The following is a 16,850-nucleotide window of genomic DNA, read 5'->3' on the forward strand; positions in this document are numbered from 1 at the left end:
GGTCTACGCTGTAGCTTCAAAGCCTGCGCAGGCCGTGCCCTACATCAAATTGTCACGCAAGCGGCCTACCTTGGCTCAAGCTTTGCTGACCTAGACCAACGGCCCGCAAAAACAGCTTCACTCATAACAACGATCGCTAAAGGCACCCACCCAAGGAGCTTCGGATGAAAAAGTTGTTCATGGCGTCACTGCTCGGCTCGGCCATTACCCTGTGCACGTCGGCGATGGCCGCCGGCCCCGACCTCAAGGCCTTGGAAGACGCCGCCCGCAAGGAAGGCAATATCAACAGCGTGGGCATGCCCGATGCCTGGGCCAACTGGAAAGGCACCTGGGAGGACCTGGCCAGCAAGTACGGCCTCAAGCACAGCGACACCGACATGAGCTCGGCCCAGGAAGTCGCCAAGTTCGAAGCCGAGAAGGACAACGCCAGCGCCGACATCGGCGACGTCGGCGCCGCCTTTGGCCCGATCGCCGCCGCCAAGGGCGTGACCCAGCCGTACAAGCCGAGCACCTGGGACCAGGTGCCGACGTGGGCCAAGGACCAGGACGGCCACTGGGCACTGGCCTATACCGGCACCATCGCCTTCATCATCAACAAGGATCTGGTCAAGGAAGGCGATCGCCCCACCAGCTGGCACGACCTGGAAAAAGGCAAGTACAAGGTCGCCATCGGCGACGTCAGCACCGCAGCCCAGGCTGCCAACGGCGTGCTGGCTGCAGCCATCGCCTACAAGGGCGACGAGAAGCACATCGAGCCTGGCTTGCAGCTGTTCACCAAGCTGGCCCAGCAGAAGCGCCTGTCGCTGGCCAACCCGACCATTCAGACCATCGAAAAAGGCGAGATCGAGGTCGGCGTGGTGTGGGACTTCAACGGCCTGAGCTACCGCGAGCAGATCGACCCCAAGCGCTTCGAAGTGCTGATCCCGTCCGACGGCTCGGTGATTTCCGGCTATACCACCATCATCAACAAGTACGCCAAGCACCCGAACGCGGCCAAGCTTGCGCGTGAGTACATCTTCAGCGACGCCGGGCAGATCAACCTGGCCAAAGGGCATGCGCGGCCAATCCGTGCCGAGCACCTGAAGCTGCCAGAGGATGTGCAGGCCAAGCTGCTGCCGAACGAGCAGTACAAAGTGGCCCAGCCGATCAAGGACGCTGCGGCCTGGGAAGCGACCTCCAAGGCCTTGCCGCAGAAGTGGCAGGAGCAGGTGATCATCGAGATGGAGTAAGGCAGGGCCGACCTGGGGCTGCTGTGCAGCCCATCGCGACGCAAGGCCGCTCCCACAGGGCCAGTGTCGCCCCAGAGGTTTTCACCGTTCCTGTGGGAGCGGCCTTGTGTCGCGAAAGGAGGGCGCAGCCCTCCCCGGTTCACTAGCGGAGTATTGAATGAACCACAATGTCATCCTGGTCCTGCTCGACGGCCTCAACTACCAGGTGGCCCACCATGCCATGGGCCACCTGCACGCCTACGTCGAGGCCGACCGCGCCGCGCTGTACCGTATGGAATGCGAACTGCCGTCGCTGTCACGGCCACTGTACGAGTGCATCCTCACCGGTGTGGCACCGATCGACAGCGGCATCGTGCACAACAACATCAACCGCCTGTCCAACCAGCGCAGCGTGTTCCACTACGCCCGCGAAGCCAACCTGGGCACTGCGGCGGCGGCCTATCACTGGATGAGCGAGCTGTACAACCGCTCACCCTTCGACCCGCAGCGCGACCGCCACACCCACGCGCCCAAGCTGCCGATCCAGCATGGCCTGTTCTACTGGGACGACCGTTACCCCGACTCGCACCTGCTGGCCGATGGCGAATACCTGCGTCGCCGCCATGCGCCGAACTTCCTGCTGGTGCACCCGATGAGCATCGACGATATCGGTCACCGCCATGGCCTGGACAGCAGCCAGTACCGCAATGCCGCGCGCAGCGTCGACATCCTGTTGGCCGACTACCTGCCGGGCTGGCTCGAAGAGGGCTACCAGGTGCTGGTCACCGCCGACCACGGCATGAACAACGACCGCTCGCACAACGGCCTGCTGGCCGAGGAACGCGAGGTACCGCTGTTCGTGTTCGGCGACGCCTTCAGCCTCGACCCGGCTGCCAAACCGCTGCAGACCGAACTGTGCGGCACCATCTGCGAGCTGCTGGGCGCTGCCCACGACAAGACGGTGTGCCGGGAGCTGCTCAAGTGACCGGCGGCAACCGCAGCCGCTACCTGGCCCTGCTCTGCCTGCTGCCGTTCGCCGTGTTCTTCATCATCTTCCAGATCGCCCCGTTGGCCTGGGTCGCCATCAACAGCGTGCAGTCGGAAGCGGGCTGGGGCGTGGACAACTTCAGCAAGGTGTTCGCCTCGAAGTTCTACCTGCAGGCCCTGCAACGCAGCCTGGAGATCAGCTTCTGGTCGAGCCTGTTCGGCATCGTCATCGCCACGCTCGGCGCCTATTCGCTGCGCCAGGTCGATTCGAAGCTACGCGACTTCGTCAGTGCCTTCGCCAACATGACCAGCAACTTCTCCGGGGTGCCGCTGGCCTTCGCCTTCATCATCCTGCTCGGTTTCAACGGTGCGCTGACCCTGCTGCTGAAACAGATCGGCCTGCTGGAGGACTTCAGCATCTACTCCAAGAGCGGCCTGATTTTGGTGTACACCTACTTCCAGATCCCGCTCGGCGTGCTGCTGCTCTACCCCGCCTTCGACGCCCTGCGTGAAGACTGGCGTGAATCGGCCGCACTGCTCGGCGCCAGCCACTGGCAGTTCTGGCGGCATATCGGCCTGCCGGTGCTGACCCCGGCGCTGCTCGGCACCTTCGTCATCCTGCTGGCCAACGCCCTCGGTGCCTACGCCACCGTGTATGCCCTGACCACCGGCAACTTCAACGTGCTGCCGATCCGCATCGCCGGCCTGGTGGCCGGGGATATCAGCCTCGACCCGAACCTGGCCAGCGCCCTGGCGATGGTGCTGGTGGGCCTGATGACGCTGGTCACGGTGGTGCATCAATGGCTGCTCAAGAGGAGCTACCATGCGCGCTGAAAAAAACGCCAGCGGGCTCTACCACCGGCTGGTGGTGTACCTGCTGTTCCTGATCCTGCTGCTGCCACTGGCCGGTACCCTGCTCTATTCGCTGGCCACCAGCTGGTCGGCAAGCCTGCTGCCCAGCGGCCTGACCCTCAAGTGGTACGTCGCGCTGTGGAGCGAACCGCGCTTCCTGGCCGCGTTCGGCCAGTCGCTGCTGGTGTGCGTGGGCGCGCTGCTGCTGTCGGTGGTGCTGATCCTGCCGCTGCTGTTCGTGGTGCACTACCACTTCCCCAGGCTCGACGCGCTGATGAACATCCTCATTCTGCTGCCGTTCGCGGTACCGCCGGTGGTGTCGTCGGTGGGCCTGCTGCAGCTGTATGGCAGCGGCCCGATGGCGATGGTCGGCACGCCGTGGATCCTGATGGGCTGCTACTTCACCATCGCCTTGCCGTTCATGTACCGGGCGATCACCAACAACCTGCAGGCGATCAACCTGCGCGACCTGATGGACGCCGCCCAGCTGCTCGGCGCCAGCACCTGGCAGGCCGCCCTGCTGGTGGTCTTGCCGAACCTGCGCAAGGGCCTGATGGTGGCGCTGCTGCTGTCGTTCTCGTTCCTGTTCGGCGAGTTCGTGTTCGCCAACCTGCTGGTCGGCACCCGCTACGAAACCCTGCAGGTGTACCTGAACAACATGCGCAACAGCAGCGGCCACTTCAACAGCGCGCTGGTGATCTCGTACTTCGCCTTCGTGCTGGTGCTGACCTGGGTCGCCAACCGCCTGAACAAGGACAAGACCTGACATGAGCTTCGTCAGCGTGCAGAACCTGCAAAAAAGCTACGCCGGCAGCCCGGTGTTCGAGAACATCGACTGCCAGATCGAACGCGGCGAGTTCGTCACCCTGCTCGGCCCCTCGGGCTGCGGCAAGTCCACACTGCTGCGCTGCATCGCCGGGCTGACCCCGGTGGACGCGGGGCAGATTCTCCTCGACGGCCACGACATCGTCCCGCTGAGCCCGCAGAAGCGCGGCATCGGCATGGTGTTCCAGAGCTATGCGCTGTTCCCCAACATGACCGTGGAACAGAACGTCGCCTTTGGCCTGCGCATGCAGAAGGTCAAGGCCGATGAAAGCCAGCAGCGCGTGCGCGAAGCACTGGACCTGGTGGAGTTGGCCAGCTTCGCCGGGCGCTACCCGCACCAGCTGTCCGGGGGCCAGTGCCAGCGTGTGGCACTGGCCCGCTCGCTGGTCACCCGCCCGCGCCTGCTGCTGCTCGACGAGCCGTTGTCGGCGCTGGATGCGCGCATTCGCAAGCACCTGCGCGAGCAGATCCGCGCGATCCAGCGCGAGCTGGGGCTGACCACCATTTTCGTCACCCACGACCAGGAAGAGGCGCTGACAATGTCGGACCGTATCTTCCTGATGAACCAGGGGCGCATCGTCCAGAGCGGCGACGCCGAAACCCTCTACACCGCACCGGTGGACCTGTTCGCCGCCGGCTTCATCGGCAACTACAACCTGCTCGACGCCGACAGCGCCAGCCGCCTGCTGCAACGCCCGGTGGCCAGCCGCCTGGCGATCCGCCCGGAATCGATCACCCTGGGCGTCAACGGTGAACTGGACGCCGAGGTACGCAGTCACAGCCTGCTCGGCAACGTCATCCGCTACCGCGTGCACGTGCGCGGGGTGGAGCTGGTGGTCGACGTGCTCAACCGTTCGCCTGGCGACCTGCATGCCGACGGCCAGCGGGTTTCCCTGGCGATCGACCCCACGGCGCTGCGCGAAGTGGCCTAAGGAGTATCAACATCATGGCACTGGCAATTTTCGATCTGGACGAAACCCTGATCCACGGCGACTGCGCGTCGCTGTGGAGCGAACAGATGGCCCGGCTGGGCTGGGTCGACGGCAAGGCGTTCCTGCGTCGCGACCATGAACTGATGGAGGCCTACGGCAAGGGCCATCTGCAGATGGAAGAGTACATGGCCTTCAGCCTGGAGCCGATTGCCGGGCGCACGCTGGAGGAAGTCGAGCATCTGGTAGAGCCGTGGGTCGAGGACGTGATCGAGCCGATCATCTACAGCGACGCTTGCCGCTGCATTGCCGAGCACCGCCAGCGGGGCGATCGCATCCTGATCATTTCGGCTTCAGGCACGCACCTGGTCGGGCCGATTGCGGCGCGGCTGGGGGTGGATGAGTACCTGGCGATCGAGCTGGAGGCGGTGAACGGGGTGTATACCGGCAAGACCCATGGTGTGCTGACCTACCGCGAGGGCAAGATCACCCGCTTGCTGGAATGGCTGGATCAGGAGCAGGAGAACCTGGAAGGGGCGAGTTTCTATTCCGATTCGCGCAATGACCTGCCGCTGTTGCTGAGGGTGGACCATCCGCATGCGGTGAACCCGGATGCGGTGTTGCGCGAGCATGCCGAGGTCAATGGCTGGCCGATTCTGAGCTGGAGCTGAAATCTCCAGTGCCAGTTCCGGCCTCTTCGCGGGCACGCCCGCTCCCACAGGATTCACCACAAACTGGAAGAATGTGCAGTCACTGTGGGAGCGGGCGTGCCCGCGAAGAGGCCGGGCCTGCTTACGCCAGGCTCGGGTCGATGACCATCACCAGCTTGCCGGACACCTGGTTGCTCTCAAGCTCGGCATACGCCGCCTGGGCAAACTCGACCGAGTAGGTGTCGACCAGTTGCGGCGACAACCGCCCTTCGGCGAACAGCGGCCACACCTGCTGCTGCAATTCACGCAGCAGCTCGGCCTTGAAGCTGTCATCACGGTTGCGCAGGGTCGAGCCGGTGATTTCCAGGCGCTTGCCCAGCACCAGGGCCAGGTCCAGCTCGAATTTGCGCCCACCCATCAGGCCGATGATCACCCAACGCCCGTCACGGGCCAGCAGCTTGAGGTTGAGCTCGCCGTAGCTGGCACCCACCGGGTCCAGAATCACGTCGAACGGCCCGAAGCCTTCCAGCGCGTCGAGGTTCTGGTTGCGCACCACGCCACCTGCAGCGCCCAGCGCTGCACAGTAGTCCAGGCGGTCCTGGGAGCCGACACTGACCCATACCGGGCTGCCAAACGCCTTGCACAGCTGAATCGCCGCCGAACCGACGCCACTGGCACCGGCATGCACCAGCACCTTTTCGCCAGCCTTCACGCCACCGAGCTGGAAGATGTTCAACCATGCCGTGGCATACACCTCCGGCAACGCCGCCGCTTCGTGCAGGCTCAGGCCCTCTGGCACCGGCAGCACATGGCGGGCATCGACCACCACTTCCTCGGCCATGGCACCGCTGGCCAGCAGCGCGCAGACGCGGTCGCCCACGCGCCAGTCCGCGCCGGCACCGACCTCCTCGATCACCCCGGCGCACTCCAGGCCCATGTATGGGCTGGCGCCTGGCGGCGGTGGATACAGGCCCTTCATCTGCAGCAGATCGGCGCGGTTCAACCCCGCAGCGGCCACACGAATGCGCACTTGGCCCGCGTCACAGGCCGGGCGTTCAGCCTCGACCCAGGCCACATGTCCGTCAACGCCTTGCAATGCCTTCACAGTGCCTCCATAGTTGAATCACAGACTGAGCCTGAGGAGCCTGCTCCTCAGGCTTTTTGCAGTATTTGCCCGGCTCCGATGGAACCGGCGAACGGAAAAGACGGCCTACTATGCGTGATCAATTGCCTCCACGTCGAATCAGCATGAAGCATTTCCTTCCTAGCACCGCCCTGGCCCTGATGGTTGGCCTGGGTAGCCTCACGCTCGGCGGCAATGCGGCGGCCGCCAACAAGTGGGACAGCCTGCAGCCGGACCGTGACGAAATCGTCGCCAGCCTCAACGTGGTGGAGTTGCTCAAACGCCACCACTACAGCAAGCCGCCGCTCGATGACGCCCGCTCGGTGATCATCTACGACAGCTACATCAAGCTGCTCGATCCGGCCCGTAGCTATTTCACTGCGGCCGATATCGCCGAATTCGACAAGTGGAAGACGCAGTTCGACGACTTCCTCAAAAGTGGCAACCTGGACCCCGGCTTCACCATCTACAAGCGCTACCTCGACCGCGTCAAGCAGCGCCTTGACTTCGCCTTGGCCGAGCTGGCCAAGGGCGTCGACAAGATGGACTTCACCACCAAGGAAACCTTGCTGATCGACCGCAAGGATGCCGCGTGGGAGAAGGACCAGGCCGCGCTCGACAACCTGTGGCGCAAACGCGTCAAGGATGAGGTGCTGCGCCAGAAGATCGCCGGCAAGGAGCCCAAGCAGATCCAGGAAACCCTGACCAAGCGCTACAAGAACCAGCTGGCGCGCCTGGATCAGACCCGTGCCGAGGACATCTTCCAGGCCTATATCAACACCTTCGCCCAGTCCTACGACCCGCACACCAACTACCTGTCGCCGGACAACGCCGAGAACTTCGACATCAACATGAGCCTGTCGCTCGAGGGCATCGGCGCGGTGCTGCAGAGCGACAACGATCAGGTCAAGATCGTGCGCCTGGTGCCGGCAGGCCCGGCCGCCAAGACCAAGCAGGTGGCACCGGCGGACAAGATCATCGGTGTCGCCCAGGGCAACAAGGAAATGGTCGACGTGGTCGGCTGGCGTCTGGACGAAGTGGTCAAGCTGATCCGTGGCCCGAAAGGCTCGGTGGTGCGCCTGGAAGTCATCCCGGCCAGCAATGCGCCAAGCGACCAGACCAGCAAGATCGTCTCGATCACTCGCGAAGCCGTGAAGCTTGAAGAGCAGGCGGCGAAGAAGTCGGTGCTCAAGCTCAAGCAGGACGGGCGTGACTACAAGCTCGGCATCATCGAGATCCCGGCCTTCTACCTGGACTTCAAGGCGTACCGTGCCGGTGACCCCGAGTACAAGAGCACAACGCGCGACGTGAAAAAGCTGCTCACCGAGCTGCAGAAGGAAAAAGTCGACGGCGTGGTCATCGACCTGCGCAACAACGGCGGCGGCTCCCTGCAGGAAGCCACCGAGCTGACCAGCCTGTTCATCGAGAAGGGCCCGACCGTGCTGGTACGCAACAGCGACGGCCGCGTCGACGTGCTCGAAGACGAAAACCCGGGCGCCTTCTACAAAGGCCCACTGGCGCTGCTGGTCAACCGCCTGTCTGCCTCGGCTTCGGAAATCTTCGCCGGCGCCATGCAGGACTACCACCGTGCACTGATCATCGGTGGCCAGACCTTCGGCAAAGGCACCGTGCAGACCATCCAGCCGCTCAACCATGGCGAGCTGAAGCTGACCCTGGCCAAGTTCTACCGGGTTTCCGGGCAGAGCACCCAGCATCAGGGCGTGCTCCCGGACATCGACTACCCGTCGATCATCGACACCAAGGAAATCGGCGAAAGCGCCCTGCCAGAGGCCATGCCGTGGGATACCATCCGCCCGGTGGTCAAGCCGGCTTCCGACCCGTTCAAGCCGTTCCTGGCGCAGCTCAAGGCACAGCATGAGGCCCGCAGCGACAAGGACGCGGAATTCACCTACATCCGCGACCGCCTCGCCCTGACCAAGAAGCTGATGGACGAGAAGACCGTCAGCCTCAACGAGCAGGAGCGCCGTGCCCGCCACGACGAGGTCGAAGCCAAGCAACTGGCATTGGAGAACATCCGTCGCAAGGCCAAGGGTGAAGAGCCGCTCAAGGAGCTGAAGAAAGAGGACGAGGACGCCCTGCCGGTCGAGGATGAAAATACCAAGCCGGAGGACGATGCCTACCTGTCGGAGACCGGGCGCATCCTGCTCGACTACCTGAGTGCCAGCACCAAGGTGGCCAAGAAATAAGCGCCGCGACAGTGATGGCAGATTAATGTGACCTGTCATCAAACAGTCATCGCGCTGTCGTGAAATAGAGGGGCCGGGCGTGCGAACGCTCGGCCCTTTCATTTTCAGGAAACCGTCATGACCGTCGCCGAACAGCTCAGTGCATTGAGCGCCATTCTGGCTCAGCGCAGCATTCACAGTCTGTTCCAGCCGATCGTCTGCCTCAGCGAACGGCGTGTCTTCGGCCATGAAGCCTTGAGCCGCGGCCCGTCCAACAGCCCGTTGCATGCGCCATTGAACCTGTTCGCCATCGCCCGCCAGGCCGGTCACCTGACCGAACTGGAGGCTGCATGCCGGGAGAGCGCGTGCCGACGCTTCAGCGAACAAGGGCTCGACGGCAAGCTGTTTCTTAACATTTCGCCCGAATCGCTGTTGGAGCCGCACTACCCTTCCGGGCGCACGCTCAAGCTGCTTGAGCAAGTGGGGCTGGCCCCCGGCCGGGTGGTCATCGAACTCACCGAGCAGACCCCTACCGACGATTTCCAATTGCTCTCCAATGCCTTGCACCACTACCGCGACATGGGCTTTTCCATTGCCCTGGACGACCTGGGTGCGGGTTACTCGAGCCTGCGCCTGTGGTCGGAGCTGCGCCCGGAATACGTCAAGATCGACCGCCACTTCATCGATGGCATCCACCGCGACCCGCTCAAGCGCGAGTTCGTCGGCTCCATTCTGCAGATTGCCCGGGCATCGAAAGCGCAGGTGATCGCCGAAGGGATCGAGCTGCCGGAAGAGCTGGCGGTGCTGACCGAGATGGGCGTGGACCTGGTGCAGGGGTACCTGCTGGGGCGGCCGCAGGAGTCTGGAGTGCGGGAGAATTCGCAGTTACTGGCACAGGTGCTGCCTGCAGCTCTGGTTGAGCAACCGACGGTGGGGCTGAATGCCACGCTTGGCCAAGTCATGGATTTGTTTGGCCGCCATGGCGACCTGAGGGAGCTGGATATACTGGATGCGGATGGCAATCCTTGCGGCGTGATCAATCGAGATGCATTACCTGCACTGGCCCCTTCGCGGGCACGCCCGCTCCCACAGGATCAGCGTAGGTTTCGCAGCTGTGATGAGCCTGTGGGAGCGGGCGTGCCCGCGAAGAGGCCAGTACAGCCCCTGCATATCGTTCAGGCAAGCTCTGGGTAACTGTACTCGAAAACCCTGACAACCTCGGAGGCATGCCAGGACGCTGCCTCCATGCCATCGACCGGCCCCGTGAAACGCCCCAGGCGCTCGACGCATTCGAAAAAGCCCGTGCGTGGCAAGCGGCTGGCACCCTGGCTGATCACCAGCGAACTGCGCAGCGGCTGCTCGGCACGGGCATCGAGCACGGCCAGGTACTCCAGCGCTGCGGTCAGGGTCTGCATGGCCGGGCTGGGCAACTGCAGGCGCTCGATCAGCGCACGGTAAGTGAGCAGGTGGCGTTGACGGCGGGCCAGGTCAAGCTCGTCCAGCAGGTTTTGCCAATGCTGTCGGCTGATCCTGACCTGACTCATGACGGCTCGCTCCAGCCGGCCACCCCCAGATGCCAGGCCAGGGCACGGCGGATTGCAGCATCCGGTTCGCGTTCGCCCGATTCGATCATGGCCAGGTAAGCCGGGCTGACCCCGACATTGCGCGCCAACTGCTCGGGGGCGATGCCTTTGGCCTGGCGCAGTTGCCCCACTTCACTGAACGCTGGCAGGCTGGCTGCCGGGGCGCTCTGCTGGGCCGATTCGACAACCCCTTCGGCAGGTGCCTGCCCGGCTGCCTTGAGCAGCGCCTGGTATTGCTCCCAAGGCACGACGGCGTACTCGGGCTGACCGTCCCGGTTGATAACCTGAATACCCATTACAACCCCCTTACTAGGAATACCGTATTTGCGCCTGCCAGCGGCCTTCGACCAATAGCGAAAGGCAATCGGGCTGCTCCCCTTTCGTTATATCTCATTGTAAGAGATTTCCGAGAAGCATGCCTAACCTCGGATCAAGGCTCGTGATCTGATGACTTGCTGAAAATTCGAATGGGGGATCTGTCTACAGCGATGACATGTCATCTTCCTGGATTGGCTGACCGATGCACCGACCAAAAATATTGACCAAATATTCATCGTCACCAAGGTATGAATAGATATTTGCAGTGATCCACTCTTCGCTCTCCACAGAGTCCCAAGTGATAGAGAACCCAGCGTTTACGATGACCCACTCAAACAGGATACGCTGAGTACGCCCATTGCCCTCCCTGAACGGATGTGCAACGTTCAATGTACCGTATGCTTCAGCTACCGCAATGATCAACTGCTCGCGCGGATAGTCCTCAAACCATCTCGCTTCTGCCATTTTCAAGAACTCTTTCCTGGACTCTGGCTCTATAAATTCAGGACTGCAAAACCTTGTGCTGCCTCTTTGCTGATCGCAGAAGTACGCAGTTTTCCTGCCCAACTGTAGATATTCGAGAAAAGGCTGTAGTGAATTTGCCTGAGAGAGTCCAGGCTGTAGGGAGGCGGCACGAACTCCAGACTGCAAGCTGCGAGCTCGCTGAGGTTTGCTATTCGGGTACAGACGTTCTCATCAATCCCCTTAGGTGCAATCTGATTGTAGCTGATCGCGGTAGCCCCTTGCGAAATGGCTTTACCCCTCTCAGTCCGTATTACGCTCCAGGCGCAGCGCGTCGGGGGTATCGGGCAGGCGTTCGACTACCCGCAGACGCTCAGGCGCCTGGCTGTCGCGCCAGGCCTTGAAGCGTGCCAGCTCATCGGCCACGGTCTTCAGCACCCAACCGAGCACGGCAATGTCATCGAGAAAACCGACCCCCAGGATCCAGTCGGGGATCGCATCGACAGGGCTGACGAAGTACAGCAAACCCGCGACGATGGTCACCAGCGCCCTGGGGCTGATGGCACGGTACTCACCGCGCCACCAGGCCAGGCATAGCGACTGCAGCAGCTTGACATCGTCGCGCAACTGGCCGATGCGCGGCCCTTTGCGAGCCACGGCGAACAGCAGCGCCGGCAGCCGGCCACGGCTGAGCAGGCGCTCGGCCAGGGGCAGGAAACGGGCGAAATTCCAAGGTGCGCTCATAGAGCCTCCAGCAGGGAAAGGTTATCCACATTTATTGTGGATAACCTTGTGAACAGGGCAAAGTTTGTGATGGCAGGCGCCCACAAGGCAAGGGCCCCGGTCAGATCGGGCGTTTTTTACACAGTCGTTTCAGTTGCGCAAACGATTTGCGTCAGAAGCTTCCCGCTTCTTCACTCTGCCCTTGCTCCGACAGTGCCAGCCGCCGCAGGTTCGCCAGAGGGCCTGCCACAAACGACAACGCCCCGTCAGGACGGGGCGTTGTGCAGACACCAGCAGCGGTTACTGGGCTGGTGCTTCGGCCGGGGCTTCAGCTTCCGGCGCTTCGCCACCCTGCATTTGAGCCGGGTCCTTGATGGCGATCAGTTCCAGGTCGAACACCAGAACCGAGTTGGCCGGGATCAGCGGGCTCGGGCTCTGGGCGCCGTAGGCCAGCTCAGCCGGAATGAACAGTTTGTACTTCTCGCCAACGTGCATCAGCTGCAGGCCTTCGACCCAGCCTGGGATCACACCGCTGACCGGCAGGTCGATCGGGCTGCCGCGCTCGACCGAGCTGTCGAACACCTTGCCATCGATCAGTTTGCCTTCGTAGTGAACGGTGACCACGTCGGTCGGCTTGGGCTGCGGGCCGTCGGCCTTCTTCACGACTTCGTATTGCAGGCCCGAGGCGGTGGTGACCACACCAGGCTTCTTGGCGTTTTCTTCAAGGAATTTCTTGCCAGCGCCGGCGGCTTCTTCGCTGGCCTTGGCCAGGCGCTCTTCGGCGCGCTTCTGCAGCGCGGTGAAGGCTTCTACCAGCTCTTCGTCCTTGATGCGTTGCTCTTTCTTGCTGACGGCGTCTTCGATGCCGAGGGCGACGGCTTTCGAATCAAGGTCTTCCATGCCTTCCTGAGCCAGGCTCTTGCCCATGTTCAGGCCGATACCGTAGGAGGCTTTCTGTGCCGGAGTCTTCAGCTCGGGGCTGCTGGCCTGTTGATCACAGCCAGCCAGTACCAGGCCTACCAGGGCAACCGCAGCCGCCAGACGATGCTGTTTCATGCTATTTCCTTGTTCATGCGCCATAAGGGCAATCAGGGTAAAGCCGCGAGCTTATCAGGCGGCCATCACCAATGGCTACCGGCATAGGAGCGGGTTTTCGTAAGGAAGTTCAGTAGGTAAAGGCTTCTTCATGGAAGCTTTACAGCCATTGGCCAGTATTGACCCGATGTGCCGGGTTTGCCGGGTTTTTGTGGCTTTTTATTTCGGTGGGTTCTGAGGTGGGGAGTCGGGATCGGGTGAGGGCTGACAGGTACCTGCCTCAAGGATACCGCCCCTCCCGATACTCCCCCGCCACCTCCCGCAACACCTCGCCCACCCACTGCCCCGGCAGGCTCAAAGGCAAGGCGGCATTCCGGCAAATCCCCACCGACCCACCCGGCTCACGCACCCCGAGATCCAGTTCGGCCAGATCCCCCCGGCGCAAATCCAGCAGCACCGCATCCCGCGGCGCCACCCACAACGCATCACTTCCCAGCAGGTAGCGCCGGCTCAGCGCCAACGACAAGGTCTCCAACCGCTGCGCCGGCATCTGGATACCGCACTGCACGAACAGGCTGTCAGCATGTTGCCGGATCGTGGTGCCCGGCGGTGGCAACACCAACGGATACTGCCCGACCCGCTGCCGCTCCACCGGCGCACTCACCAGCAAGGGATGCCCAGGGCGCACCACCAGCGCCATCGATTCGCTGTACAGGTGCTCGAACGACAACCCCTGAATCTGTGGGCTGTCGGTCATGCGCCCGACCACCAGCTCCAGCTCACCCAGGTGCAACTGGCCCAGCAACTGCGCACTGACCCCGGTCACCACGCTGATCACCAACGCCTCGTGGCGCTGATGCAGGCGGCACAGCACCTCTGGCATCAGCAGCCCTTCCACCGTCGACAGCACGCCAATGCGCACCTGCGACGGCGCGCGCGCTTCACCGCGCAGGCTGCTGACGCCATCGCGCAGCGCCTGCACGCTGGGGCCTGCATAACGCATGAAGCGGGTACCGGCCGGGGTCAGTTCGACGCCCTGGCGGCTGCGTTCGAACAGGCGCGCCTCGAGCAGGTCCTCGAGTTCCTTGAGGGTCTTGGAAATCGCTGGCTGGCTGATCGCCAGAATATCGGCAGCCCTGGCCAGGCTGCCCTGCCGGGCAATCTCCAGGAAACACAGCAGGTGGCGGTACTTGATGCGGGTGTCGAGGTTCATGCCGGCAAGCTTACCGCATCGCCACCTGCGGCGTATCCGGGTCGCGTTGCTGGCGGCGGAACTGACCGGGTGGCAGGCCATGGATCTGCCGGAAGCGCCGCGAAAAGTAGGCTTCATCGGCGAAGCCACAAAGCCGCGCCACTTCGCCCACCGGGCGGCTGCCATTGAGCAGGTAGTTGCGCGCGGCGTGCATGCGCCGCTCCAGCACCAGCTCGCTGAAAGTCTTGCCGATTTCCTTGCGCAGCCAGTGGGTCAGGTAAGTCGGCGACAGGTAGGTGGCGGCGGCGACTTTCTGCAGGTTCAGGTCGGGGTCGTCGATGTTCCGGCGCAGGTACTCGCTCATGCGCCCCAGCGCGGCGCGGCGGCTGAGCTGGGCGGCGTTGCTGTCGGCCAGTTCACGCAGCGGTTCGGCGTACAGGCCGCACACCTGGCCGATCAGTTGCAGCAGCAGGCCCTTGAGCATTTCGCGGCTGCCGAACCGGCGATTGGCATCCAGCGCGCGCATGCGTTCGAGGATCTGCCGCACCTCGGCGAAATCGGCCTCATCGAGGCAGAAGTCGAGATGCTCCTGGAAGCGGAACGGTGAAAGCTCAGGCGCCTGCAGGATCGACACCTCTTCCAGGTCCATCGGGTCGCAGGCCAGGTGCGGCAGCAGGAATGTCTGGGAAAAATTGATAACCACGAAGTCGCTGTCGGCCGGGTGCGGGATCACATGCACCCGGTGCGGCAGGATGAAGGCCAGGGTGTTACGGCGAAACGGGCGCTGCACGCTGCCGATGTGCTGCACCGTGTCGCCGCCAAAGTTGACCTGGATCTGGAAATACTCGTGGCGGTGCGGCGCGGTCTCGGCGGGGCGGCCGCGCTGGTCGCGGATGTAGAAATCCATCAGCTCGCTGCGCTGCTGCATGACGTAGGTCGGGACCTCGCGCTTGGGGGGCATGGGCAATCTCCGTGTTGCGGGGCTCTAAGTTGTACGATGTCCAAACTCTGCAATTTAACCCCTTCTGCAAAAACCTGTGCAACTGCAAATCCATGCAGCCCGCTGAAAACGCGAGGTTCAGCAAAAAACTGGAAGAAAACCCCGGCCCCGGATTTTCTTGGACAACACAGCGTAGCGCCTCCATCCGTGAAGAAACGGTCTAAAACCCCCGTTGCATTCAATTCGTTGTACGACCACCTTAGAAAAGGGACTGCAGCCCAACCTCTACCAACAACAACAAACGAGGTCGACTCATGTCGAGCACGCCTACCCCCCGCGCCGCGTCGTCATACGCGCTGGACGCGGCCCCTGCCCAGCGCCTGCCCACCCGCCGACGCTGGTTCATGCTGTCGCTGCTGCTGCTGGCGACCATCATCAACTACGTCGACCGGGTGAACATTTCCATCGCGGCGCCCTTCATGGCCAAGGACCTGGGCCTGGACAAGGTCGAGATGGGCCTGATCTTCTCTGCCTTCGCCTGGACCTATGCCCTGGCGTTGGTGCCCGCCGGTTTCATCGCCGACCGCTTCGGCTCGCGCCTGACCTATGGCGTCTCGCTGATCAGCTGGTCGGCGGTCACCGTGGCCCAGGGCATGGCCAGCGGCTTTGCCTCGCTGTTCGGCCTGCGCCTGGCTGTGGGCGCCATGGAGGCCCCGGCCTTCCCGGCCAACAGCCGGGCCGTTACCGTGTGGTTCCCTGCCCGCGAACGCGGCATGGCCAGCAGCATCTACGTGTGTGGCCAGTACCTGGGCACCGCGCTGTTCACCGGCGCCCTGCTGTGGCTGGCGACCACCTATGACTGGCGCCATGTGTTCTACAGCACCGGCCTGGTCGGCATCCTGTTCGGCGTGGTGTGGCTGTGGCTGTACCGCGACCCGCTGAACTGCAAGAAAGTCAGCAAGGAAGAACTGGCCTATATCGAAGACGGCGGCGCACTGGTGAAAAGCAGCCAGCAGCGCACCCGCTTCGCCTGGCGCCAGGTGGCCGAACTGTTCCGCTATCGCCAGGTCTGGGCCATCTGCCTGGGCAAGTTCGCCAGCACCTCTGCGCTGTACTTCTTCCTCACCTGGTTCCCCACCTACCTGATCGAAGAGCGCCAGCTGACGCTGATCAAGGTCGGCATCTTCGCGGTCATGCCGTTCATTGGTGCCACGGTCGGCATCCTGCTCGCGGGGATCGTTTCGGACCTGCTGATCCGCAAGGGCTACTCGCTGTCGTTCGCCCGCAAGCTGCCGCTGGTGGTGGGCTCGATGCTGGGCATGTCGATCGTGCTGGTGAACTTCACCGACTCCAATGTGTTGTGCATCGCGGTCCTGACCCTGGCGTTCTTCGCCCAGGGCATCGCCTCGTCGTCGTGGGCGGCGGTGTCGGAAGTGGCACCCAAGGAGCTGATCGGCCTGACCGGCGGGGTCACCAGCCTGGCGGCGAACATTGGCGGCATCGTCACGCCGATCGTGATTGGCGCGATCGTGCAGGCCAGCGGCTCGTTCGCCATGGCGTTCTGGTTCATCGGTGGGGTGGCGCTGATGGGCACCCTGTCCTATTCGCTGCTGCTCGGGAAGCTGTATCGCATCGAGCTGAAGACCGCAGTCTGATCCGAAGCATGCACTGGCTGCACCGGCCCTTTCGCGGCTGAAGCCGCTCCCACAGGGATAGTGCCAAACCCGAGTCAGCGCTGTCCCTGGACTGCCCCCAAGAAGTTGGACAAAAAATCCAACCCTTGGGGGACCTATGGGCAAATACACAGAGCAGTTCAAGCTCACAGCCATCTCAGCCT

17 protein-coding genes are annotated in these 16,850 nt (G+C 63.0%); 9 read left to right on the forward strand and 8 right to left on the reverse strand.

Going from position 1 to position 16,850, the window contains the following annotated elements; genetic code table 11:
* The first annotated feature begins 164 nt into the window (after positions 1-164).
* From ACIPW4_RS24915 to ACIPW4_RS24940, 6 genes are all read left to right on the forward strand, one after another.
* Positions 165-1,229, forward strand: coding sequence for an ABC transporter substrate-binding protein (locus ACIPW4_RS24915; RefSeq protein ID WP_400662700.1), 1,065 nt, complete (start codon positions 165-167; stop codon positions 1,227-1,229).
* A gap of 157 nt (positions 1,230-1,386) precedes the next feature.
* Positions 1,387-2,193 (forward strand): alkaline phosphatase family protein, encoded by an 807-nt coding sequence (locus tag ACIPW4_RS24920; protein WP_400662703.1) that lies wholly within the window; start codon positions 1,387-1,389, stop codon positions 2,191-2,193.
* Positions 2,190-3,029 carry an ABC transporter permease gene (locus tag ACIPW4_RS24925; protein WP_400662706.1) on the forward strand — a complete coding sequence of 280 codons (840 nt, stop codon included), beginning with the start codon at positions 2,190-2,192 and terminating at the stop codon, positions 3,027-3,029. Before ACIPW4_RS24920 ends, ACIPW4_RS24925 begins: the two co-directional genes overlap by 4 nt.
* Entirely contained in the window at positions 3,019-3,813 is a 795-nt protein-coding gene (locus tag ACIPW4_RS24930; RefSeq protein ID WP_400662708.1) for an ABC transporter permease, read from the forward strand. Before ACIPW4_RS24925 ends, ACIPW4_RS24930 begins: the two co-directional genes overlap by 11 nt.
* Before the next feature lies 1 nt (position 3,814).
* Entirely contained in the window at positions 3,815-4,804 is a 990-nt protein-coding gene (locus tag ACIPW4_RS24935; RefSeq protein ID WP_400662711.1) for an ABC transporter ATP-binding protein, read from the forward strand.
* Positions 4,805-4,818: 14 nt separating this feature from the next.
* The gene (locus ACIPW4_RS24940; protein WP_400662714.1) at positions 4,819-5,472 is read left to right on the forward strand and encodes an HAD family hydrolase; all 654 of its coding nucleotides are present in this window, start codon (positions 4,819-4,821) and stop codon (positions 5,470-5,472) included.
* A 121-nt stretch (positions 5,473-5,593) separates the two neighbouring features.
* On the opposite strand, the gene ACIPW4_RS24945 is transcribed toward ACIPW4_RS24940, so the two are convergent.
* A complete protein-coding gene (locus ACIPW4_RS24945) occupies positions 5,594-6,556 on the reverse strand; it encodes an NAD(P)H-quinone oxidoreductase (protein WP_400662717.1) in 963 nt (320 codons plus the stop codon).
* A gap of 143 nt (positions 6,557-6,699) precedes the next feature.
* Between ACIPW4_RS24945 and ACIPW4_RS24950 the strand changes: the two genes are divergently transcribed.
* Both ACIPW4_RS24950 and ACIPW4_RS24955 read left to right on the forward strand, forming a co-directional pair.
* On the forward strand, positions 6,700-8,781 hold the full coding sequence (locus ACIPW4_RS24950) for a carboxy terminal-processing peptidase (RefSeq protein WP_400662720.1): 2,082 nt from the start codon (positions 6,700-6,702) through the stop codon (positions 8,779-8,781).
* Between the two features lie 117 nt (positions 8,782-8,898).
* The gene (locus ACIPW4_RS24955; RefSeq protein WP_400662723.1) at positions 8,899-9,954 is read left to right on the forward strand and encodes an EAL domain-containing protein; all 1,056 of its coding nucleotides are present in this window, start codon (positions 8,899-8,901) and stop codon (positions 9,952-9,954) included.
* Here the strand turns inward: ACIPW4_RS24955 and ACIPW4_RS24960 are convergent.
* The 7 genes from ACIPW4_RS24960 to ACIPW4_RS24990 all read right to left on the reverse strand — a co-directional run bounded on the left by ACIPW4_RS24960 (position 9,936) and on the right by ACIPW4_RS24990 (position 15,034).
* Positions 9,936-10,304: a hypothetical protein gene (locus ACIPW4_RS24960; protein ID WP_400662726.1), complete on the reverse strand. Its 369-nt coding sequence runs from the start codon at positions 10,302-10,304 to the stop codon at positions 9,936-9,938. The genes ACIPW4_RS24955 and ACIPW4_RS24960 overlap by 19 nt on opposite strands.
* A complete protein-coding gene (locus ACIPW4_RS24965; protein WP_400662729.1) occupies positions 10,301-10,639 on the reverse strand; it encodes a multiprotein-bridging factor 1 family protein in 339 nt (112 codons plus the stop codon). The genes ACIPW4_RS24960 and ACIPW4_RS24965 overlap by 4 nt, the downstream gene beginning before the upstream one ends.
* A 184-nt stretch (positions 10,640-10,823) precedes the next feature.
* Positions 10,824-11,312 carry a Fic/DOC family protein gene (locus ACIPW4_RS24970; RefSeq protein WP_400662732.1) on the reverse strand — a complete coding sequence of 163 codons (489 nt, stop codon included), beginning with the start codon at positions 11,310-11,312 and terminating at the stop codon, positions 10,824-10,826.
* Between the two features lie 114 nt (positions 11,313-11,426).
* Positions 11,427-11,867 (reverse strand): YkvA family protein, encoded by a 441-nt coding sequence (locus tag ACIPW4_RS24975; RefSeq protein ID WP_400662734.1) that lies wholly within the window; start codon positions 11,865-11,867, stop codon positions 11,427-11,429.
* Positions 11,868-12,146: 279 nt separating this feature from the next.
* Positions 12,147-12,902, reverse strand: a complete 756-nt coding sequence (locus ACIPW4_RS24980) for an FKBP-type peptidyl-prolyl cis-trans isomerase (protein ID WP_400662737.1) — start codon at positions 12,900-12,902, stop codon at positions 12,147-12,149.
* Positions 12,903-13,161: 259 nt separating this feature from the next.
* Positions 13,162-14,094, reverse strand: a complete 933-nt coding sequence (pcaQ, locus tag ACIPW4_RS24985) for a pca operon transcription factor PcaQ (RefSeq protein ID WP_400662740.1) — start codon at positions 14,092-14,094, stop codon at positions 13,162-13,164.
* A 10-nt stretch (positions 14,095-14,104) separates the two neighbouring features.
* Positions 14,105-15,034 (reverse strand): helix-turn-helix transcriptional regulator, encoded by a 930-nt coding sequence (locus ACIPW4_RS24990; protein WP_400662743.1) that lies wholly within the window; start codon positions 15,032-15,034, stop codon positions 14,105-14,107.
* 293 nt (positions 15,035-15,327) lie between these two features.
* Between ACIPW4_RS24990 and ACIPW4_RS24995 the strand changes: the two genes are divergently transcribed.
* On the forward strand, positions 15,328-16,668 hold the full coding sequence (locus ACIPW4_RS24995; protein WP_400662746.1) for an MFS transporter: 1,341 nt from the start codon (positions 15,328-15,330) through the stop codon (positions 16,666-16,668).
* The last annotated feature ends 182 nt before the right edge of the window (positions 16,669-16,850 follow it).

This window comes from Pseudomonas sp. NPDC089996, from assembly GCF_044748405.1.
In the GTDB taxonomy this organism is placed as follows: Bacteria; Pseudomonadota; Gammaproteobacteria; order Pseudomonadales; family Pseudomonadaceae; genus Aquipseudomonas.